Annotated in this window: 18 protein-coding genes; 11 read left to right on the forward strand and 7 right to left on the reverse strand. The window is 70.2% G+C overall.

Features of this window, described 5'->3' with window-relative positions:
• Positions 1–143: 143 nt before the first annotated feature.
• Genes ptsP through dhaK form a run of 3 tightly spaced genes read right to left on the reverse strand, consistent with a single transcriptional unit; the run spans position 144 to position 4,284 of the window.
• Complete coding sequence (gene ptsP / locus DW307_RS16575; RefSeq protein ID WP_136025246.1) at positions 144–2,651, reverse strand: phosphoenolpyruvate--protein phosphotransferase; 2,508 nt, start codon at positions 2,649–2,651, stop codon at positions 144–146.
• Positions 2,651–3,292, reverse strand: a complete 642-nt coding sequence (gene dhaL / locus DW307_RS16580) for a dihydroxyacetone kinase subunit DhaL (protein ID WP_136025247.1) — start codon at positions 3,290–3,292, stop codon at positions 2,651–2,653. The genes ptsP and dhaL overlap by 1 nt, the downstream gene beginning before the upstream one ends.
• Entirely contained in the window at positions 3,292–4,284 is a 993-nt protein-coding gene (gene dhaK / locus DW307_RS16585; protein WP_136025272.1) for a dihydroxyacetone kinase subunit DhaK, read from the reverse strand. The genes dhaL and dhaK overlap by 1 nt, the downstream gene beginning before the upstream one ends.
• 160 nt (positions 4,285–4,444) lie before the next feature.
• Between dhaK and DW307_RS16590 the strand changes: the two genes are divergently transcribed.
• On the forward strand, positions 4,445–5,212 hold the full coding sequence (locus DW307_RS16590; RefSeq protein WP_029260505.1) for an IclR family transcriptional regulator: 768 nt from the start codon (positions 4,445–4,447) through the stop codon (positions 5,210–5,212).
• A 106-nt stretch (positions 5,213–5,318) separates the two neighbouring features.
• On the opposite strand, the gene DW307_RS16595 is transcribed toward DW307_RS16590, so the two are convergent.
• The gene (locus DW307_RS16595; RefSeq protein ID WP_136025248.1) at positions 5,319–7,442 is read right to left on the reverse strand and encodes a RecQ family ATP-dependent DNA helicase; all 2,124 of its coding nucleotides are present in this window, start codon (positions 7,440–7,442) and stop codon (positions 5,319–5,321) included.
• 92 nt (positions 7,443–7,534) lie between these two features.
• Between DW307_RS16595 and DW307_RS16600 the strand changes: the two genes are divergently transcribed.
• The 8 genes from DW307_RS16600 (at position 7,535) to DW307_RS16635 (ending at position 14,211) form a co-directional block, all read left to right on the forward strand.
• Entirely contained in the window at positions 7,535–7,954 is a 420-nt protein-coding gene (locus DW307_RS16600; protein ID WP_136025249.1) for a pilus assembly protein CpaE, read from the forward strand.
• A gap of 86 nt (positions 7,955–8,040) precedes the next feature.
• On the forward strand, positions 8,041–9,015 hold the full coding sequence (gene paaA / locus DW307_RS16605) for a 1,2-phenylacetyl-CoA epoxidase subunit PaaA (RefSeq protein WP_136025250.1): 975 nt from the start codon (positions 8,041–8,043) through the stop codon (positions 9,013–9,015).
• Positions 9,015–9,320 carry a 1,2-phenylacetyl-CoA epoxidase subunit PaaB gene (paaB, locus tag DW307_RS16610; protein ID WP_017828375.1) on the forward strand — a complete coding sequence of 102 codons (306 nt, stop codon included), beginning with the start codon at positions 9,015–9,017 and terminating at the stop codon, positions 9,318–9,320. The genes paaA and paaB overlap by 1 nt, the downstream gene beginning before the upstream one ends.
• On the forward strand, positions 9,317–10,180 hold the full coding sequence (paaC, locus tag DW307_RS16615) for a 1,2-phenylacetyl-CoA epoxidase subunit PaaC (RefSeq protein WP_136025251.1): 864 nt from the start codon (positions 9,317–9,319) through the stop codon (positions 10,178–10,180). Before paaB ends, paaC begins: the two co-directional genes overlap by 4 nt.
• Positions 10,174–10,668, forward strand: coding sequence for a 1,2-phenylacetyl-CoA epoxidase subunit PaaD (gene paaD, locus DW307_RS16620; RefSeq protein WP_029260501.1), 495 nt, complete (start codon positions 10,174–10,176; stop codon positions 10,666–10,668). The genes paaC and paaD overlap by 7 nt, the downstream gene beginning before the upstream one ends.
• Before the next feature lies 1 nt (position 10,669).
• Positions 10,670–11,833, forward strand: coding sequence for a 1,2-phenylacetyl-CoA epoxidase subunit PaaE (paaE, locus tag DW307_RS16625; RefSeq protein ID WP_029265817.1), 1,164 nt, complete (start codon positions 10,670–10,672; stop codon positions 11,831–11,833).
• A gap of 12 nt (positions 11,834–11,845) precedes the next feature.
• Positions 11,846–12,616, forward strand: a complete 771-nt coding sequence (locus DW307_RS16630; RefSeq protein ID WP_136025252.1) for an enoyl-CoA hydratase/isomerase family protein — start codon at positions 11,846–11,848, stop codon at positions 12,614–12,616.
• Between the two features lie 71 nt (positions 12,617–12,687).
• The gene (locus DW307_RS16635; protein WP_136025253.1) at positions 12,688–14,211 is read left to right on the forward strand and encodes an ATP-dependent DNA ligase; all 1,524 of its coding nucleotides are present in this window, start codon (positions 12,688–12,690) and stop codon (positions 14,209–14,211) included.
• A gap of 16 nt (positions 14,212–14,227) precedes the next feature.
• Here DW307_RS16635 and DW307_RS16640 read toward each other — a convergent pair whose 3' ends face one another.
• Positions 14,228–14,737, reverse strand: coding sequence for a phosphoribosyltransferase (locus tag DW307_RS16640; protein WP_136025254.1), 510 nt, complete (start codon positions 14,735–14,737; stop codon positions 14,228–14,230).
• A 163-nt stretch (positions 14,738–14,900) separates the two neighbouring features.
• Between DW307_RS16640 and DW307_RS16645 the strand changes: the two genes are divergently transcribed.
• Positions 14,901–16,550: a thiamine pyrophosphate-binding protein gene (locus tag DW307_RS16645; protein ID WP_136025255.1), complete on the forward strand. Its 1,650-nt coding sequence runs from the start codon at positions 14,901–14,903 to the stop codon at positions 16,548–16,550.
• Between the two features lie 90 nt (positions 16,551–16,640).
• Here the strand turns inward: DW307_RS16645 and DW307_RS16650 are convergent, their stop codons facing one another.
• Positions 16,641–18,563, reverse strand: coding sequence for an endonuclease/exonuclease/phosphatase family protein (locus DW307_RS16650; protein ID WP_136025256.1), 1,923 nt, complete (start codon positions 18,561–18,563; stop codon positions 16,641–16,643).
• Between the two features lie 187 nt (positions 18,564–18,750).
• On the opposite strand from DW307_RS16650, the gene DW307_RS16655 reads away from it, so the two are divergent.
• Positions 18,751–19,149: a VOC family protein gene (locus DW307_RS16655; protein WP_136025257.1), complete on the forward strand. Its 399-nt coding sequence runs from the start codon at positions 18,751–18,753 to the stop codon at positions 19,147–19,149.
• Here DW307_RS16655 and DW307_RS16660 read toward each other — a convergent pair.
• Positions 19,137–19,511 carry a VOC family protein gene (locus DW307_RS16660; RefSeq protein WP_021198817.1) on the reverse strand — a complete coding sequence of 125 codons (375 nt, stop codon included), beginning with the start codon at positions 19,509–19,511 and terminating at the stop codon, positions 19,137–19,139. The two genes, DW307_RS16655 and DW307_RS16660, sit on opposite strands and share 13 nt — an antisense overlap.
• Between the last annotated feature and the right edge of the window lie 87 nt (positions 19,512–19,598).

Consider the following 19,598-nt stretch of genomic DNA (forward strand, 5'->3'; position numbering starts at 1 on the left):
TTGCTCGTGGGTGGCCACTCGGCCCCCTCTCCCCTGAGCTTAAGGGCCGGCCCGCCACAGCGTCACGGAGCACGCATGTCGATATCAGAATGAAACGGAGAGTATGCCGCTGCCCGCATATGGTGCGGGCTGACCCGGTTCGCTCACCCGTCGACGAGTGCGGCGGCCGCAGCCGCACGTGCCGCATCGGCCGAAGGAGCGTCGACCGCGGCGGCTGCGGCCCGTGCGCACTCCACCGAGGACAGCTCGCTCAGCTTCGCTGCCACCCGACCCAGCGACCGTGGAGCCATCGATAGCGAGGTCACGCCCAGTCCGACCAGCACGGGAGCAAGTGCCGGGTCACCGCCGGCTTCGCCGCACACCCCCACCGGCTTGCCGACCGCACGGCCCGCCTCGCCGACGACGGCGATGAGACGAAGCACCGCGGGCTGCCACGGATCGTTCAGATCCCCCAACTCGCTGAGCAGTCGGTCGGCCGCCATCGTGTACTGCGCGAGGTCGTTGGTACCCAGGCTCACGAAGTCGACGACCTCGAAGAGTTCGGCCGCGAGCAGAGCCGCCGACGGGGTCTCGATCATGATGCCGACCCGCTCCAGCCCCGCCGCCCGGCACCGGTCGGCGAACTCCGCGGCCTCATCGACCGTCGCGACCATCGGCGCCATCACCTCGACCACGGCCTCCTCCTCGGCGGCGGCCCGTGCGAGAGCCCGCAGTTGGTCGTCGAGAAGCTGCGGCCGACGTCTGGCGATCCGCAGACCGCGGACCCCGAGCGCCGGGTTGTCCTCGCAGTCCGTGTTGGCGAAGGGCAGCGGCTTGTCGCTGCCGGCGTCGAGGGTGCGCACCACGACCTTGCGTCCGGGGAAGGCCGCCAGCACTCCTCGATAGGCGGCGATCTGCTCGTCGACGCTCGGGGCGTCCGTGCGATCGAGAAAGCAGAACTCCGTGCGGAAGAGGCCGATGCCCTCCGCCTGGGCCGAAGCCGCGTTCGTCGCGTCCGCCGCTCCCCCGACGTTCGCGAGGAGCAGGACGCGCTGCCCGTCGGAGAGCGCGCCTGCCCCGTCGAATTCGACGACCGTGGCCGACGCTCGCGCCTCGGCGACGCGGGACGGCGCAGGCTCGACCTCGACCGTTCCCCGGTCACCGTCGACGAGCACCGTGGCTCCGGTCGGGATCGCTTCCGCGTCCGCGAGGCCGACCACGGCCGGAAGACCGAGGGAGCGCGCGATGATGGCGGTGTGCGAGGTCGGCCCGCCCTGCGCGGTGACGAGGGCGATGCATCCTCCGCCGGCGAGCAGCGCGGTATCGGCGGGGGCGAGATCCGTCGCCACCAGCACGAAGGGCTCATCGCGCTCGGGCACGCCCGGCATGTCGACCTGGAGGATCTCGGCGATGATCCGGTCGCGCACGTCACGGATGTCGGCGATGCGCTCGGCCATCCGCCCTCCCAGCGCGGCGAGCGCCTTCTCATGGACGACAGCCGTCTCCCAGACCGCACGGGCCGCACTGCGTCCCTTCGATCGCACGAGCGCCGTGGCCTCGGACACCAGCTCCGGATCGGACGCCAGAAGCCGGGAAGCGTCGAGGATCGCCCTGGTCTCCCCCGTCGCCTGCGCGGTGCGCGAGCGGAGCTGATCGGCCACGGCGACGGCCGCCCACTCGATCGCTGAGGCCTCGGAGTCCCGGTCGGCCTCGGGGACGACCGTGGTCGGGTCGGGCTCGGGAAGCGGGGGCGCGAGGTGGACCACGGGCGCGGCGACGCGGCCGGAGCTCACTCCTCGTCCGCGAAGCACCGTGCCGGGCGGGACCGCACGCGCGGGCTCCCGCTCCCGCGACGACGGCGCATCGACCGCGGATGCCTCTGCGGCTCCGGACACCCCGGAAGGCGGTGCGACCGCCGCCTCGGGTGGCGCCTGCTCCGTCCCCTCGCCGAACCCGTCGTCGAACAGAGCGACCAGCCGATCCAGTGCCTCCGTCGCGTCATCGCCGCGAGCGGTCAGCTCCAGTTCATCGCCCTGGCGCGCGCCGAGCACGAGCAGGCGCGTCAGGCTCGCGGCGGCCGCATCCGGGCCGTCGGGAAGCCGTCGCAGGCGTACGTCGGTCCCGGCGGCGGCCCGGGCGATCAGGGCAGCGGGACGCGCATGGACGCCGAGCGGATTGCGGACGCGCACCCGACGCACCTGCACGTCACCATCCGCCTGCGGCACAGCCGGTGCGTCGGCGATCTGGTCTTCCCCGGCGCCGAGCGCGCCGGTCTTCACCCCGAGCGCCGCCGTGGCTTCGGCAGCCACCTGATCCAGCGTCCCGCCCGCAGCAGCGGACACGACGGCGGCGAGCAGTCCCTCCACGAACGGTGCCGGGGCGAGCCGCACCGGCACCGCACTCGATCGCAGCTCGAGGGCGAGCTCGGCGCTGAGCACGGCGGATCCCAGATCCATGAGCACGAGCACGCCCTCGCACTCCGCCGCGAGCTCATCGATGGCGGCTGCCACCGCGACGGCATCGGTGCCGAGGATCGGTGCCCCCTCGGCGTCGACTCCCGCTCCGGCCGCGACCTGCACGCGCACTCCGCCGTCGTGCACCATCTGCAGGGCAAGCTCCAGTGCCGCCTCCCCGAGCCGTGCGCTGTGGGAGACGGCGACGATGCCGATCATCAGGCCGTGTCCGCGACCGCTGCGGCGAGCGTGTCGAAGAGGATCGCCGTGGAGGCCGCTCCCGGGTCGAGGTGCCCCGCGCTGCGCTCCCCGAGGTAACTCGCCCTGCCCTTGCGGGCCACCAGCGGCAGCGTGGCATCGCGTCCGGCTGCCGCGGCATCCGCGGCGGCCCTGGTCGCCTCGGCGACAGAGGATCCCGCGGCGAGTGCCGCGTCCATCGCGTCCACCGCCGGCGCCATCGCGTCGAACATGGTCTTGTCCCCCGCTTCCGCCTTACCGCGTGCGACGATGCCGTCGAGTCCTGCCCGCAACGCAGCCGCAAGAGCGGGGCCGTCGAGTTCGGACACCGGCCCGGCCGCCATTCCCGTCCGCAGGAAGAAGGTGCCGTAGAGGGGTCCGCTGGCCCCGCCGACGGAACTCACCAGGGTCATGCCGACGGTCTTGAGCAGTTCGTCGACCTTTCCGGGTGCGCCCGCGGAGAGCTTCTCGCCGACGGCACTCATACCGCGAGCCATGTTGGCTCCGTGGTCGGCGTCGCCGATGGCCGAGTCGAGTTCGGTGAGCCAGTCGCGCTTCTCGGTGACGGCGGCACCGAACCGGGAGACCCAGTCGGCGAGCACGACGGTGTCGACCGCGCCCATCAGACGCCCCACCGCAGACCGGGGGTGTTCACCGGGGCATCCCACAACCGCAGCAGCTCATCGTCCGCCTTGAGCAGGGTGACCGAGCACCCGGCCATGTCGAGCGACGTGATGTAGTTGCCGACGAGGTTCCTGGCGATCTGCACGCCCGCCTTCTCGAGGATCGCCGCGACCTCACCGTACATGAGGTAGAGCTCGATGAGCGGCGTAGCCCCCATGCCGTTGAGCATCACGATCGCGGGTCCTGCGGCGTCGAGATCGGCGAGGATCGGCTCGACCAGCTGCCGGGCGATCTCGGATGCCGGAGCGAGGGGTTCGCGGTGACGCCCGGGCTCGCCGTGGATGCCGATGCCGATCTCCATCTGATCGTCCGGAAGGTCGAACGTGGGCTTGCCTGCGGCGGGCACGGTGCAACTGGTGAGAGCCATGCCCATCGAGCGCCCCTGTCCGTTGACCTTCTTGGCCAGCTCGACGACGGCGGCGAGATCCCGCCCCTCTTCCGCGCCCGCTCCGACGATCTTCTCGAGCAGCACGGTGAGGCCCACCCCGCGGCGACCGGCGGTGTACAGCGAGTCCTGCACGGCGACGTCGTCATCCACGGTGATGCTCCCGACCTCGATCCCGTCCATCGCGGCGAGCTCGGCGGCCATCTCGAAGTTCAACACGTCGCCGGTGTAGTTCTTCACGATGTGCAGCACACCTGCGCCGCGATCCACGGCCTGGGTGGCCACCTGCACGCGATCGGGGGTCGGGGAGGTGAAGACCTCGCCGGCGACCGCCGCATCCAGCATCCCGGTGCCGACGAACCCGCCGTGCAGCGGCTCGTGGCCGGAGCCGCCACCGGAGACGATCGCTACCTTGCCCTGGGCCTTGGGCGTGGCTCGGGTGATGACATGGTTCTCGAGGTCGACGGAGAGCTCCGGATGAGCGAGGGCGACACCCTTCAACGATTCGACGAGAACGTCTTCCGGGGCGTTGATGAGCTTCTTCATCATTCGATCTCCTTTGATCCTTCGAGGTCTCTTTCGCAAAAAATCCGAAAGCAATTCGTTAATGTCGAATATGCTCGGACCCTGCCGGGTTGTCAAGATCAATCGTGAAGCCCGGCTCCATCGGCTCCGGCTCGACGACGCACCGGAAGGAGGCCTCCCCGTGATCCAGGCGATCGACCGCGCGGCGAAGATCCTCGAACTGCTCCAGGGAGCACGCCACCTCGGCATCACCGACCTCGCGGCGGCACTCAGCCTGCCGCCGTCGACCGTGCACGGGATCGTGAAGTCGCTGCGGTCGCACGGACTCGTCGCGAAGGAGCGGGGCGGCCAGCGCTACATGCTCGGTCCGACTCTCCTGCGCCTGAGCAACGTCTACCTCGACACCCTCGACGTACGCGCCAGGGCGATGAGATGGACGCAGGAACTCGCGCGCCGCACCAACCTCTCGGTACGGCTGGGCGCACCGCACTTCACCGACGTGCTCGTCATCCATCACAACCTGCGACCCGACGACAGCCAGCAGATGCTCGAGACCGGGGTGGCCATCCCCGCCCATGCCTCGGCGATGGGCAAGGTCCTCCTCGCCTACGACCTGGGTTTCCAGCAGAGCGTGTTCGAACAGCCGCTGCGCAGCCTCACCGGCGACACGATCACCGACGTCGCTCGGCTGACCCTCGAGCTGCCGGCCATCGCCGAACGCGGCACGGCCGGAGAGTTCGACGAGGCGGTGCTCGGCGAGTCCTCGATCGCCGCCCCCGTCGCCGACGCGTCGAACGACATCGTCGCCGCGGTCGCCGTGGTGCTGCCCACATCGCAGACACCCGCCTCGGACGCGATCCTCAATGCCCTGCGCGAGACGGCACGGAACGTCTCCCGCGAACTCGGCGCGACCACCTGGCCACCGCGCGTGGCGCCCGCCGACGACTGACATCCGCGCGTCCGATCCGGTGCGGCGGATCAGCACTCGCCCGACGGACCGGCGCTCACCGACGCCTCCTCCACCCAGCCGCGAATCCACTCAGCCGCGAATCCACTCAGCCGCGAAGCGCGAGGGCGAACGGCAGGACCGCGGTCGCCCCGGCCTGACGGAGCGCTCGGGCCGCGACCGTCATCGTCCATCGACTGTCGACAAGATCGTCCACGAGCAGCACCGGCCCCGACGGCACGTCGAGGTGCTGCGCGCTGAAACGGTCCCACAGCCCGGCGAGACGGAAGACGCTGTTCCCGCCCGGCCCACCGGAGGGCCCGCCACCGACGGGTTCGAGCGCGCCGAGGGAGGGCAGACGGCCGACGTCGGCGAGCCCGCGGGCGAGCGAGTCGACCAGGAGCGGGTGCGAACGCGAGGGCATGGCGACGACAGCCACCGGGCGCTCCTCCCAGCCCCATCCGGCGAGCACGCGGACGCAGGCCTGGAGCAGCTGCGGTGTCACCGCGGCGTCGGGCGCGCCCGCGGCGAAGATCTCGCGCAGCGCCCCTCCCCAGCCCAGGTCGGTGAGGCGCGCCAGTGCTCGCCCCTCGGCAGCCTGCTCGTCGGCGGGGATGCGCCCCTTGACCGGCACCTCGAGCCGATCGGCTCCGGTCGGCCAGGCACGACGAGGCTCGATCGGCACACCGACACGGTCGAGCGACTCCGCGGCCTGCGAGCTCGCGGATTCTCCGATCTCACGAGGGAACCATCCGCCCGCGCAGTTGTCGCACCTTCCGCAGGGCGCGGCCGTGTCGTCGTCGAGGGCGCGCTGCAGGAACTCCATACGACAGCCGTCGGTCTGCTCGTATTCGATCATGTGCTGCTGCTCGGCGAGACGCTCGGCGGCGATGCGCTCGTAGCGCTCGGCGTCGTAGGTCCACGGCTCGCCGGTCGCGACCCAGCCGCCCTGCACGCGCCGCACCGCGCCGTCGACGTCGAGCACCTTCAGCAGCAGCTCGAGCGGCGTGCGGCGGATGTCGACCATCGCCTCGAGCGCCGGCGTCGAGATCGGAGCATCGCCGAGCGCACCGATCACCCGCTCCGCCCGCTCCTTGTCGGGCATCGACGCCGTCGCGAAGTAATGCCAGATATCGCGATCCTCGACGCCGGGCAGCAGCAGCACGTCGGCGCTCTCGCTGGCACGGCCCGCACGCCCCACCTGCTGGTAGTAGGCCACCGGCGACGAGGGCGCCCCGAGGTGGAGCACGAAACCCAGATCGGGCTTGTCGAAGCCCATACCGAGTGCACTGGTGGCGACGAGCGCCTTCACCTCGTTGCGCTTGAGCATCCCTTCGGACTCGGCGCGTTCATCGGTGTCGGTCTGTCCGGTATAGGCCCGCACATCGTGTCCGTGGTCACGCAGCAGCCGGGCGGTGTCGACGGCGGCCGCGACGGTCAGCGTGTAGATGATGCCGGATCCGGGAAGATCGTCGATGTGGCTGAGCAGCCACGCGAGACGACTCGCCGAATCGCGCAGGCGGAGCACCCCCAGACGCAATGAGGTGCGGGCGAGCGGGCCGCGGATGGTGAGCACCGGCTCGGCACCCCCTTCGCTGTCGGCCTGAAGGGCCCCGAGCTGCTCGGCGACGTCTGCCACGACCCGGCTGTTCGCCGTCGCGGTGGTCGCGAGCACCGGAACATCGGCCGGCATCTGCGCGATGAGATCGCGCAGCCGCCGGTAGTCGGGGCGGAAGTCGTGTCCCCAATCGCTGATGCAGTGCGCCTCGTCGACGACGAGCATGCCGATGCGACGCACCAGCGCCGGCAGCTGCTGCTCACGGAAGGCGGGGTTGTTGAGCCTCTCCGGCGAGACCAGCAGCACATCGACCTCATCGCGGTCGAGCTGCCCGAGCACCTCGGACCATTCGTGCGCGTTGGTGGAGTTGATCGCGACCGCCCTCACCCCCGCACGTTCGGCCGCGGCGATCTGGTCGCGCATGAGCGCGAGCAGCGGCGACACCAGCACCGTCGGCCCCGCCCCCTGTCGACGCAGCAGCAGGGTGGCGACGAAGTACACCGCGGACTTTCCCCAGCCGGTGCGCTGCACCACGAGCGCGCGCCGACGCCCCTCGACCAGCGCCTCGATCGCCTCGTACTGCCCGTCATGGAAGTCGGCGTCGGCGCGGCCGACGAGTTCGCGCAGCGCCGCGCGCGCGGCCTCGCGGGTGTCGGCGGGAGCTGCGGATGTCATGCCCCCACTCTGCCCCACACCGCAGACACGACGACGCCGTCATCCACAGGTTCGCCGAGCCGTCGGCGAGTCCGGTCGTCTAGCGTGAGGAGATGATCACACGCGAGCTCGCCGTCGCCCTGCGAGACTCCGGACTCGTCTGGCATCCCGCCGAGGGCGACCGCTTCCAGCTCGACCTGCCGGACGAGGTGGAGTTCGAAGCGGAGGCCGAGGTCTTCACGGTCAGCGAGATGACGATCGAAGCCCGCCAGACGCCGAGCGGCACCGATCTGGCGTTCAACGGCACCACGGAATGGGCGCTCGATGCGGTGACCCTCGCGGATGCGGTGTGGCTGCCGCGGGAGGATCAGCTGCGCGACCTGCTCCGGGGCACCTTCCGCGCGCTGGTGCGCCTCGAAGACGCCTTTCGCGTCGACGTCGAGATCGGTGGCCATGTGATCGCCTTCGAGCACCCCGATCCCTCGGAGGCCTACGGCCGGGCGCTCCTCGAGCTGATCTCGCGCTCGCACTGAGCGGGTGCCTTGAAACCGGCCGTGCTCTGTGTCAGAATTACCTAACGATCGGTCAGTAAAGTTGGCCGGAGGCCGAGGAGTCGACGATGACCAGTCCCGCAGACCTGTCCCTGGTGGGCGAGCTCTCCGATGAGGAGCGTCTCTTCGACGAGCTCATCGCGAACGAGCAGCGCATCGAGCCCCGCGACTGGATGCCCGATGCCTACCGCAAGACGCTGGTGCGGCAGATCTCCCAGCACGCGCACTCCGAGATCATCGGCATGCAGCCCGAGGGCAACTGGATCACACGCGCGCCGAGCCTCAAGCGCAAGGCGATCCTCATGGCGAAGGTGCAGGACGAGGCCGGCCACGGTCTCTACCTCTACTCCGCGGCGCAGACCCTGGGCACCACGCGCGACGAGATGATGGATCAGCTCATCAGCGGCAAGGCGAAGTACTCTTCGATCTTCAACTACCCCACCCCGACCTGGGCCGACATGGGCGCGATCGGCTGGCTCGTCGATGGCGCCGCGATCTGCAATCAGGTGCCGCTGTGCCGGGCCTCCTACGGTCCGTACGGCCGCGCCATGGTGCGCGTGTGCAAGGAGGAGTCGTTCCACCAGCGGCAGGGCTTCGAGATCCTGCTCACGCTGATGCAGGGCAGCGCGGAGCAGCGCGAGATGGCACAGGATGCCGTGAACCGCTGGTACTGGCCGAGCCTGGCGATGTTCGGGCCGCCCGACGACCAGTCCCCGAACTCGGCGCAGTCGATGAAGTGGAAGATCAAGCGGTTCTCGAACGACGAGCTGCGCCAGCGGTTCGTCGGCATGCTCGTGCCCCAGGCCGAGATCCTCGGGGTGACGTTGCCCGACCCCGATCTGCGCTTCGACGAGCATACCGGCCAGTATGTGATCGGCGAGATCGACTGGGACGAGTTCTTCGAGGTGGTGCGCGGCAACGGGCCGTGCAACGCCGAGCGACTCGAGCGCCGACGCACGGCCCACGAGGAGGGCGCCTGGGTGCGCGAGGCCGCCGCGGAGTATGCCCGCAAGCAGTCCCTCGAGACGAAGGCGGTGGCGTGATGGCGACACCGGGCGCGGATGAGCGCGAACCCTGGCCGCTGTGGGAGGTGTTCGTGCGCGCCAATCGCGGGCTCAGCCACGTGCACGTCGGCTCGCTGCACGCGCCCGACGCCGAGATGGCGATCCGCAACGCGCGCGACCTCTACACCCGCCGCGGCGAGGGCGTGTCGATCTGGGTGGCGCCCGCCGACGCGATCACCACGAGCGATCCCGACGCCAAGGGCGCATACTTCGAGAGCCCCGCGGGCAAGAACTACCGCCACGCCGTGTACTACACGGCCTCCGAGGGAGTGCCGCACCTGTGAGCACACCGCACCCGACCACCGCGCCCGAGGACGTCGAGGTTCACGGCGACATCCACGGCGACGTCTCGGTCGACGAACTCCGCCTCTCGCAGGAGCTCTCCGGCACCGGCGCGGTGGCCACGTCCGCCGACATCGCCGAGTACGCACTGCGCCTCGGAGACGACGCCCTCATCCTCTCCCAGCAGCTGGGCGCCTGGATCTCGCGGGCCCCGGAGCTGGAGGAGGACGTGGCCCTGGGCAACATCGCCCTCGACCTGCTCGGCCACGCGCGCTCGTTCCTGCACTACGCGGGGTCGTACGACGGCCGCAGCGAAGACGACCTCGCCTTCTTCCGCGACGAGCCCGAGTTCCGTTGCGCGTGGATCGTGCAGCAGCCCAACGGCGACTTCGCCCAGACGATCGCCCGACAGTTCGTGGTGGCGACCTACATGTTCGAGCTCTACACCGCGTTGCGCGGCAGCAGCGACGAGACCTTCGCCGCGATCGCCGAGAAATCGCTCAAGGAGGTCGACTACCACCGCGATCACGCCGTGCAGTGGATGCTGCGCCTCGCGGGCGGCACCGAGGAGTCCCGCACCCGCATCATCCGGGCGATCGGTGATGTCTGGCCGTACGTCGACGAGCTGTTCCGCGACGATGAGCTGATCGAGCGACTCGGCGATGCGGCCGTGTCCCCGTCGCGCCTGCGTCCCGGGTTCGACGGGGTGGTCGCGACCGTGTTCACCGAGGCGGAGCTGACGGTTCCTGACGTCATGTCGTCGTCGGCGGGCGGGCGTCGCGGCGCGCACGCGACCCCCCTCGGGCACATCCTCGCCGAGATGCAGGTGCTCGCGCGACGGCATCCGGGGGCGACATGGTGACTCTCACTCCGACGCAGGCCGCCTGGCGGATCGCCGCTTCCGTTCCCGACCCCGAGGTCCCCGTCCTCACGATCGAGGACCTCGGCGTGCTCCGTGCGGTCGAGGTCGACGGCACCCGGGTGCACGTCGACATCACGCCGACGTACAGCGGCTGCCCCGCGATGGACACGATCCGAGACGATGTGATCCTCGCCCTCACCGCCGCCGGCTTCGACCGGGTCGATGTGCGGCTGGTCCTCTCGCCCGCCTGGACGACGGACTGGATGACGGAAGCCGGCAAGACGAAGCTCGCGGAGTACGGCATCGCGCCGCCCTCCGGCCGCGCCGCCGTCTCGACCGGGCCGATCCGCCTGGCGCTGAGCGTGCGCTGCCCGCGATGCGGGTCGCTCGACACCCGCGAGGTCTCCCATTTCGGCTCGACCTCGTGCAAGGCGCTCTTCGAGTGCCGCGCCTGCCTCGAGCCCTTCGACCACTTCAAGGTGCACTGACATGTCGCTCTTCACCTCGGCGCCCGCGCCCACGCCGCGGACGACCGCCGCACGCGCGACCTCCCCCCGGAAGCGCGCCCGCTTCCACACCCTCGTCGTCGAAGACGTGCGTCCGCTCACCGAGGATGCCGTGGAAGTGACGTTCACGGTCCCGGCCGCGCTCGCCGACGAATACGACCACCTTCCCGGTCAGTACGTCGCCCTGCGCACCACCCTCGACGGCGTCGAGGTGCGGCGCTCCTACTCGCTGTGCCGCGCACCGGAGCATCGCGACGACGGACAGGACACCCGGCTGAGCGTCGCCGTGAAGCGCGATGAGGGCGGACTCTTCTCCACGTGGGCGCAGACAGGCCTGCACGCCGGCTTCGAGATCGACGTCATGAGCCCGCAGGGCACCTTCACCTCGGCGCTCGACGACCTCGACGACCGCCATGTGGTGGGGATCGCCGCCGGCTCCGGCATCACGCCGCTGATGGCACTCGCGCACACGGTGCTGAACCGGTCGGACACGTCGCGGTTCACCCTGCTCTACACGAACCGCGCGACGCTCGACGTGATGTTCCTCGAAGACCTGGCCGACCTCAAGGACCGCTACCCGACGAGGCTCGTGCTCCACCACGTGCTGTCCCGAGAGCAGCGGGCGGCACCTGTGCTGTCCGGACGCATCGACGAGGAGAAGCTCCGCACGATCCTCGGCACCCTCATCCCGCCCGCGACCGTCGACGAATGGTTCCTGTGCGGACCTCTCGCGCTGGTCGACCTCTGTCGCGAGGTGCTGGCCGATGTCGGGGTCGATCGCTCGCACATCCGCTTCGAGCTGTTCACGACCGGTGATGAACCGGCACGTGCGGCCCGGCCGGTGCAGGTGCGCGCCGGCGAGAAGACCGTGCGCATCGAGGTCACGCTCGACGGTGTCTCCTCGACCGTGGAGAGCCCGGTGGATGCACACGAGTCGGTGCTCAACGCGGCGCTGCGCGTGCGGCCCGACGCTCCGTTCGCCTGCGCGGGCGGCGTCTGCGGCACGTGCCGCGCGCGCGTGATCGAGGGCAGCGTGACCATGACCGAGAACTACGCGCTCGAGCCCGACGAGCTCGAACGCGGATTCGTGCTCACCTGCCAGTCCCACCCGACCAGCGACCGCGTGGTCGTCGACTACGACGTCTGACACGGAGGGCCCATGATCGACCTCACCATCGCCGACGACGTCGCCACGATCGTGCTGAACGCGCCGTCGAAGCGGAACGCCCTCGACGAACAGGCGCTGGCGGAACTCGACACCGCATATGTCGAGGCGGAGACGGCGGGCGTGCGGGCCCTCGTGCTCCGCGGCGAGGGGCGCGGGTTCTGCGCGGGCCGCGATATCTCCGGCGTCGATCCTCGGGATGACGATGTGCTCGGTTATCTCGGCGGACGTGTGACGCCGCTGCTGCAACGCATGTCACGCTTCCCCGCGCCGACGTTCGCCGCCGCGCACGGAGCATGCCTCGGTGTGGGTCTCGGGCTGCTGATCGCGACCGATGTCGTGTACGTAGCCGAGTCTGCGAAGATCGGCTCCCCGTTCGCGGCGCTCGGCGCGACGCTCGACTCCGGCGGCCACGCCCTGTTCCTCGATCGGCTCGGGGCGCACAAGACACTCGACCTCATCTACACGGGCCGCCTCATGAGCGGCGCGGAGGCCGTGGCATCGGGCCTGTTCTCGCGCGTGTTCCCGGATGACGAGGTCGTGCAGGCGACGACGGATGCCGCAGCGACGGCGGCGCGCGGCGCCACGGCGGCGTTCCTGGCGAGCAAGGAGATCATCGCCCGCATCCGCGACGAGCGGCTCGCGCTGTGGGACGCTGTCGGCATCGAGAACGCCGCGCAGGCCGCGCTGTGCGACACCGACGACTACCGCGAGGGCTTCGCGGCCTTCCAGGAGAAGCGGAAGCCCGAGTTCCGCGGGCGCTGAGCGGCTCGTCAGCGCACCAGGTGGGAGCCCCCTGCCACCCGAGTGTCGTACCCCGGTGCGAGAATGCCCACATGCTGCTCGCAGAGCTCGTCTCCACCACCGACCGTGTCGGAGCCACGTCGTCCCGGCTCGCCAAGATCGAGGCCCTCGCCGACCTGCTCACGCAGGCAGAACCGAGCGAGATCGCCGCTGTCATGGGTCTTCTCCTCGCGGCTCCCCGCCAGGGCAAGCTCGGGGTCGGGTGGCGAGGCATCGCCGCCCTCGACATCACGCACACCGAGAGTCCGACGTTGTCCGTGCTCGACGTCGACCGGGCCCTGGACTCGCTGGCGGCGACGTCCGGTTCCGGCTCCACCTCCGCCCGGAGCAGCGTCCTCGGCGAACTCGCCTCCCGCGCCACGGCCCCCGAATGGGACTTCCTCGTCCGGGCGATGCTCGGCGAGCTGCGCACCGGAGCGCTCTCGGGCGTGCTCCTCGATGCCGTCGCACGGGCGTCCGACCGCCCCGCCGCCCTCGTCCGGCGCGCGGCCATGCTCTCCGGCGATCTCGGCGAGACCGCCCGCATCGCACTCACCGGAGACGAAGGCGACCTCGAAGCCGTGGGTCTGCAGGTCGGACGCCCCGTCCTGCCGATGCTGGCGGCCACCGCGCCGACTCCCTCCGCCGCGCTCGAGATCACCGGCGAGGCGTCGGTCGAGTACAAGCTCGATGGCGCCCGCATCCAGGTGCACCGTCATGGCGACGAGGTCGGCGTCTACACGCGGAGCCTCGCCGACGTCACCCACCGGGTGCCGGAGCTCGTCGAGATCGTGCGCGCGCTCCCCGTCACGGATGTCATCCTCGACGGGGAGACGCTCTCGCTCGACGAGGACGGAGGGCCGCGCCCGTTCCAGGAGACGATGTCGCGGTTCGGCGCCGATGTGTCCCGCGAACTCGTCCTGCGGCCGTGGTTCTTCGATGTGCTGCACGTGGATGGACGCGACCTGATCGACGAGCCGCTGTCCGTGCGGCTGGCCGAACTGGAACGCGTGGCCGGCGACTGGCGGATGCCCGGCATAGTGACAGACGATGCCGAAGCCGCCGAACGTCTCTCGCGCGAGGCCCTCGCCGCGGGCCACGAAGGTGTCGTGGTCAAGGCGATCGACGCGCCCTACGCGGCCGGTCGCCGAGGCAAGTCGTGGGTCAAGGTCAAGCCCGTGCTGACCTTCGATCTGGTGGTCCTCGGCGCGGAGTGGGGTTCCGGCCGCCGTCGCGGCTGGCTCTCGAACCTGCACCTGGGGGCCCGCGACCCGGAGGGCGAGTTCGGTGATCCCGGCGGGTTCGTCATGGTCGGCAAGACGTTCAAGGGGCTCACCGATGAACTGCTGAGGTGGCAGACCGCGGAGTTCCCCGAGCACGAGTCGCACCGCACCGCGTCGACCGTGTTCCTGCGCCCCGAGCTCGTCGTGGAGATCGCGATCGACGGCGTGCAGCGCTCACCGCGATACCCGGGAGGCATCGCGCTGCGATTCGCTCGCGTGAAGGGATACCGCACCGACAAAACCGCAGTCGAGGCCGACACGATCCAGACGCTGCGTTCGCTGCTGCACGCGTGACCCCCGCGCAGCAGGCTCAGGCGGAGGGCGCGAGCCCCTGATCCTCTTCGCGGACGGTTCCACGGAACGACCACGGGAAGTCGATCCAGAGGTCGGTGTCCTTCCAGGCGAAGTCGGGCTCGATGATCGTCGACGGCTTGGTGTAGATCGTGACCGACCGCACGTCGGCCCCCTTGTCCTTCAGCAGCTGCACGGCCAGGGCGAGCGTGCGACCCGAATCCGCGACATCGTCGACGAGCAGCACGCGGCGTCCGTCCAGGTACGCCATGTCGAGCTCGGGAGGCAGCACCTCCGGTGCGTCGAGCACGGTGCCGATGCCGGTGTAGAACTCGACGTTGATCGCTCCGCAGTTCTTGGCGCCGAGACCGTAGGCGATCGCGCCTGCCGGGAGGAGTCCGCCGCGCGCGATGGCCACGACGACCTCGGGCATGAAGCCGCTGTTGAGGATGTTCCGTGCCAGATCGCGCGTCGCCGCTCCGAAGCCGTCCCAGGTGAGTGTCTCGCGCTCGATCTCTGCATCAGTCATTCCTGCATTCTCCCGCATTCCGCAAAGGTCTCCCGCCGGTAGACTGAGCGGGTCCGGCCCGGCCGGTGCCTGAAAAAGAGGCACGAAGCACTCCGCGAAGACGCAGAGGCGAGACACATACGGATTCCGCACTACCTCCGTCCCTGTCTCGAAAGGCTTTCGCATGCCCACCGTGTCCGCGCACGTCGCCCTCACTCTCGCCCAGCACATCGACGCCGTGTTCGGGGTGATGGGCAATGGCAACGCCTACTTCCTCGACGCGATCGAGACGCAGACGGATGCCGTGTTCACCGCTGTCCGCCATGAACAGGGTGCCGTGGTCGCGGCCGACGCCCATTTCCGGGCGTCGGGTCGGATCGCCGCCGGCACGTCGACGTACGGCGCCGGTTTCACGAACACCCTGACCGCGCTCGCAGAAGCCGTGCAGGCGCACGTGCCGCTCGTCCTCGTCGTCGGAGACGAGCCCACGTCCGGTCCCCGTCCCTGGGACGTCGACCAGATCGCTCTCGCCTCCGCCGTGGGTGCCCGCACCTATACCGTGGGGCGTGCGGACGCCGCCGCCACCACCGTCATCGCGATCGAGCACGCCCTCACCTACCGGGTGCCCGTCGTCCTCGCGATCCCGTACGACGTCGCGGCGCTCGAGGCGGGCGAGGTCCCGGAGGCGCCGTCTCCGCGCATCCCCGCTCCGCTCCCCCCGCGCGGGGAGTTCGCCGACGCGATGCTCGACGAGATCGCCGCCGCGCTGGCAGGTGCCGAGCGGCCGTTCCTGCTCGCCGGTCGCGGCGCGTGGCTGTCCGGAGCGAGCGCCGCGCTGGGAGAACTTGCGGCCGTGACGGGCGCCCTCACCGCATCGTCGGCTCTCGGCCGCGGGGTGTTCCCCGACACGCGCTACGACCTCGGTGTGACCGGCGGCTTCGGTGCCGATGGCGCGATGGAGCTCGTGCGCTCCGCCGACGTCGTCGTCGTGTTCGGTGCCGCGCTGAACCAGTTCACGATGCGGTTCGGCGAACTGTTCGCTCCGGGCACGCGCGTCTTCCAGATCGACATCGCACCGGCTGCGACACACGCGCACGTCGGAGGCTTCGTGCGTGCCGACGCCCGGCTGGCCGCGGAGGACCTCGTCGCCAGGATCGGGTCGGCCGGATCGGCGAGCCCGTGGCGCGAGACGGTCGATGTCGCGTCCGCGCGCAGGTACGATTCCGGCGACGAGCTCGCTCCGGACGGACGCCTCGACCCGCGCTCCGCCGCCCGCCGCATCGCCGAGCTGCTCCCGGAAGACCGCGTCGTGGTGTCCGACGGCGGGCACTTCATCGGGTGGGCGAACATGTACTGGCCGGTCGCCGCTCCCGACCGCATGATGATGGTCGGCACCGCGTTCCAGTCGATCGGGCAGGGCTGGCCGAGCGTGGTCGGTGCGGCGTTGGCACGACGGGAATCGACCGTGGTGCTGACATCGGGCGACGGCGGTGGGCTCATGGCGATCGCGGATCTGGAATCCGCGGTGCGTGCTGCCGGCGGCCGCGGCATGGCCGTGGTCTGGAACGACGCCGCCTACGGTGCCGAGGTGAACCTCTACGGTCTCAAGGGGCTGGCGGAGGGCCCGATGCGCATTCCCGAGGTCGACTTCGCGGCATTCGGCGCTGCGGTCGGCGCCGAGGGCGTGGTGGTGCGCGCGCTTTCCGACCTCGAACGCCTCGCGAGCTGGGCGGAAGAGGACCCGGCGACGCGCCCCTTCCTGCTCCTCGATCTGCGCATCTCGGGCGACGTGATCGCGCCCTACCAGCAGGAGATCATCCGCGTGAACTCTTGACCTCGGCGCATTTGCTCCGGGATCGGGATCGGGATCGGTATCGGGCGATGCCGGCACGCCGTTGGGGCCGGGTCGGCACCGCCCGTCGGATCAACCGTGACGCCGACGCCGTCGCCACACGACGAGGCCCAGCCCCACGCCGAGCAGCAGCGCTCCGCCGAGGAGCAACGGCGTGCTGTCGGCGCCGGTGGTGGCGAGACTGTCACTCTTCACCGTCCCGCCCCCGGATCCGGGGGCTGCGGCTCCCCCGGTGCCGGGTGCGCCGCCCGGGGTACCCCCTGGCGATTCGCCACCGATAGAAGCGGTCACGGTGAGCGCGACGGTCGTCTCCGCACCATCGGGGTCGATGACGACGATGCTGTGAGCCCCGGGGGATGCGTCCGCGGGAACGGTGACGGTCGCACGGAACGCGCCCGACGCATCCGTCGTCGCCGTCCCGAGCGGCATCGGAGTCGAACGCAGCTCGATCCGCAGCGCGGTCGTGGCGGGGAAATCGGTACCCGAGATCGTGACGTCGCTTCCGGCGGCGACCGAGGCCGCGCCGAGCTGCACGTTCGGCTGCTCGGGCTCGGGCTCGGGCTTCGCGCACCCCTCGTCGCAGACCGTGAAGTTCGCCAGGACAGCCTTGTGATCGGAGGGCCAGACGGCATCCGGAGTGAAGATCTCATCTGCGCTGTCGTCGACGACGCGGGCGTTGCGCACGATGGTCGACTGTGGACCGACCACGGCCGCTCCGTCGATCGAGAGCCGCCGGTCCGGCGTCGCGAAGATGTAGTCGATACGGTCGCGCTCATCCGCTTCCGGCGCCCAGGTGAGCGATGACGTGGGGAACAGGGGGTTGTCCGAAGGCCAGGTGAAGCCCGGGTTCGCCACCGGGTCGGGGTGCACCGTGCGGAAGGCGTCGACCAGTCCCCCGTCGAGCAGCCTCTGGGTCGTCTGCCAGGGGACGACGACGCCGTTGTGATCGAAGAGACCGGCGGTGGCAGCCGTCCAGTCCTGCGAGGGTGGTTCGTTGAAGTCTCCGCCCACGATGGCGAGTCGTCCCGCCGCTCGCTCGGCGTCGATGTCGGCGACGAGATCCGCAGCAGCAGCGGGGCGGCCGGACTGCTCGTTCGCCTTCAGGATCGCCTCGACATCGGTCACGGGAGCGCCGAGCTTGCTCCAGGTGTTCCAGCCGGCCGGCCAGTCACCGAGGACCTCGCCGCCGTACCCCCGCGGAAGGTAGGTCGTGTACCAGCGGTACTCCAGGTGACCGCCGTAGACGACCACCTCGGAGCCGTTCACATCGAGCACCGCTTTCGACCACCAGCGCCCGACCGTGTCGGTCGAGAGGATCGGATACCGCGAGACGATGCCGGTGTCGGTCGCAGTGAGGTGCTGATACCCGAGCAGTGCCGCGACCTGGGCGGGAGCCTGACCCACCTCGGGCAGGAACGTCACATCGGCATCGGTCTGCGTGATGATGTCGGCGATCTGCCGTGCCCCGTCGGCGACCTGCGTGCCGCCGTGCCACACGTTGAACGTCAGCACGTTGAGGCCGCTCTTCCCCTCGATCTCCGGCTTCGGCTCAGCAGGCGTGACGGGCGGCTCGGCGTCATCGTCCGTGACGGTGAGGTCGATGGGTCCGGCGAGCACGTTGTAGCCGTCGTCCTCGAGGAGATAGACGTCGTACTCCCCCGCTCCCATCGTCGACGAGTTGCGGGTCCACCCCTCACGCGTCGAAGGGTTCCAGGTGACCTCACCCGCCGCGGTGGGAACGTATCGCCAGTCCAGAGACGCCGGACCACCGGGCACCACGCCGTCGCGATAGATCCCGATCCAGTTGCGGTCGTGAACAGCCGTGCCGGCATCGAACGTGAAGGTCACGGTTTCGTCGATCGCGATGCTCGGGGAGTCGACCGCGAGCGATCCGTCCGCCGCATGTGCGGGCGGGCCCACGAGGATTCCGGCGAGAGCGATGGCGGCGCCGAGGAGAGCGAGTCGTCCTCGCTTCGGCCGGGAGGGGGAGGTCATTGCGAGGAGGTCCTTTCGAAGCGCGGTCCGTCGCGACGGTACGGGCGTCGGATGACCGGCTCGTGACCTCGAGGTGAATGCCGGTGGCGGGTGCCACGGAGAACGGCTGCCGGAGCGTCGTCGCGGGAGGTTCGAACCACCATGGGCATCGTCCGCTCCGCCGGCTCTCCCCTGGCAGACTCGGACCATGCCGGGTTTCCATCACGTCGAACTGTGGATCGCCGATCTCGACGCGGTACGCGCGGAATGGCGCTGGATCCTGCAGCGCCTCGGTTTCACGCTCGACAGCGAATGGCCCGGCGGTGAATCGTGGGTCGCCGACAGCGCCTACCTCACTCTCACGACGTCTCCGAATCTGTCGGGCCCGACGCACGACCGCCGACGTCCCGGACTCAACCATCTCGCGTTCCACGGCGGTGCGCGCGCTGCGGTCGATGCGCTCATGGCGCAAGCACCCGCCCACGGCTGGGATCCGCTCTACGCCGACCGCTATCCGCACGCCGGCGGCGACCGGCACTACGCCGGGTGGCTCGAGAACGCCTCCGGCTTCAAGATCGAGATCGTCGCCGGGCCCTACGCTCCGTAGTCGGGGAGCTGCTGCAGCGTCCAGGAGTTGCCGTCCGGGTCGTCGAACGACACGAAACGCCCCCAGTCCAGCTCCTGCACCCCGCGGGCGGAGACGCCCAGACCCTGCAGGTGGGCGAGCGCCTCATCGGCATCCGGGACCACGACCTGGATCGTGTTCTGGCTGCCCGGCTCGAGGTCGATGCCCAGGCCGGTGCCGAACGCGATCGAGCATGCCGACCCCGGTGGCGTCATCTGCACGAAGCGCAGTCCCTCGGTGGGCGTCTGGTCCCAATCGGCGTTGAAGCCGATCTTCTCGTAGAAGGCCTTCGAGCGGTCCACGTCGGTGACCGGCACGAAGATGAGTTCGATCTTCCAGTCCATCAGGTGCTCCTCCTGTCGGGCGCCGTCGCCCGTCGCCGCCAACGGTACGCGTGAGCACCGACATCCGACCAGCGACATTCGACCAGC

It is taken from the genome of Microbacterium sp. K27 (genome assembly GCF_004794435.1).
In the GTDB taxonomy this organism is placed as follows: domain Bacteria; phylum Actinomycetota; class Actinomycetes; order Actinomycetales; family Microbacteriaceae; genus Microbacterium; species Microbacterium maritypicum_A.

What these genes read in the sequence shown, in the direction of transcription:
- ptsP (WP_136025246.1), bottom strand. Translation starts at nt 2,651, where the DNA reads ATGATCGGCATCGTCGCCGTCTCCCACAGCGCACGGCTCGGGGAGGCG.
- paaE (WP_029265817.1), top strand. Translation starts at nt 10,670, where the DNA reads ATGTCGCTCTTCACCTCGGCGCCCGCGCCCACGCCGCGGACGACCGCC.
- DW307_RS16635 (WP_136025253.1), top strand. Translation starts at nt 12,688, where the DNA reads ATGCTGCTCGCAGAGCTCGTCTCCACCACCGACCGTGTCGGAGCCACG.
- dhaK (WP_136025272.1), bottom strand. Translation starts at nt 4,284, where the DNA reads ATGAAGAAGCTCATCAACGCCCCGGAAGACGTTCTCGTCGAATCGTTG.
- DW307_RS16640 (WP_136025254.1), bottom strand. Translation starts at nt 14,737, where the DNA reads ATGACTGATGCAGAGATCGAGCGCGAGACACTCACCTGGGACGGCTTC.
- DW307_RS16645 (WP_136025255.1), top strand. Translation starts at nt 14,901, where the DNA reads ATGCCCACCGTGTCCGCGCACGTCGCCCTCACTCTCGCCCAGCACATC.
- dhaL (WP_136025247.1), bottom strand. Translation starts at nt 3,292, where the DNA reads ATGGGCGCGGTCGACACCGTCGTGCTCGCCGACTGGGTCTCCCGGTTC.
- DW307_RS16595 (WP_136025248.1), bottom strand. Translation starts at nt 7,442, where the DNA reads ATGACATCCGCAGCTCCCGCCGACACCCGCGAGGCCGCGCGCGCGGCG.
- DW307_RS16630 (WP_136025252.1), top strand. Translation starts at nt 11,846, where the DNA reads ATGATCGACCTCACCATCGCCGACGACGTCGCCACGATCGTGCTGAAC.
- paaB (WP_017828375.1), top strand. Translation starts at nt 9,015, where the DNA reads ATGGCGACACCGGGCGCGGATGAGCGCGAACCCTGGCCGCTGTGGGAG.
- DW307_RS16650 (WP_136025256.1), bottom strand. Translation starts at nt 18,563, where the DNA reads ATGACCTCCCCCTCCCGGCCGAAGCGAGGACGACTCGCTCTCCTCGGC.
- paaA (WP_136025250.1), top strand. Translation starts at nt 8,041, where the DNA reads ATGACCAGTCCCGCAGACCTGTCCCTGGTGGGCGAGCTCTCCGATGAG.
- DW307_RS16600 (WP_136025249.1), top strand. Translation starts at nt 7,535, where the DNA reads ATGATCACACGCGAGCTCGCCGTCGCCCTGCGAGACTCCGGACTCGTC.
- DW307_RS16660 (WP_021198817.1), bottom strand. Translation starts at nt 19,511, where the DNA reads ATGGACTGGAAGATCGAACTCATCTTCGTGCCGGTCACCGACGTGGAC.
- paaD (WP_029260501.1), top strand. Translation starts at nt 10,174, where the DNA reads ATGGTGACTCTCACTCCGACGCAGGCCGCCTGGCGGATCGCCGCTTCC.
- DW307_RS16655 (WP_136025257.1), top strand. Translation starts at nt 18,751, where the DNA reads ATGCCGGGTTTCCATCACGTCGAACTGTGGATCGCCGATCTCGACGCG.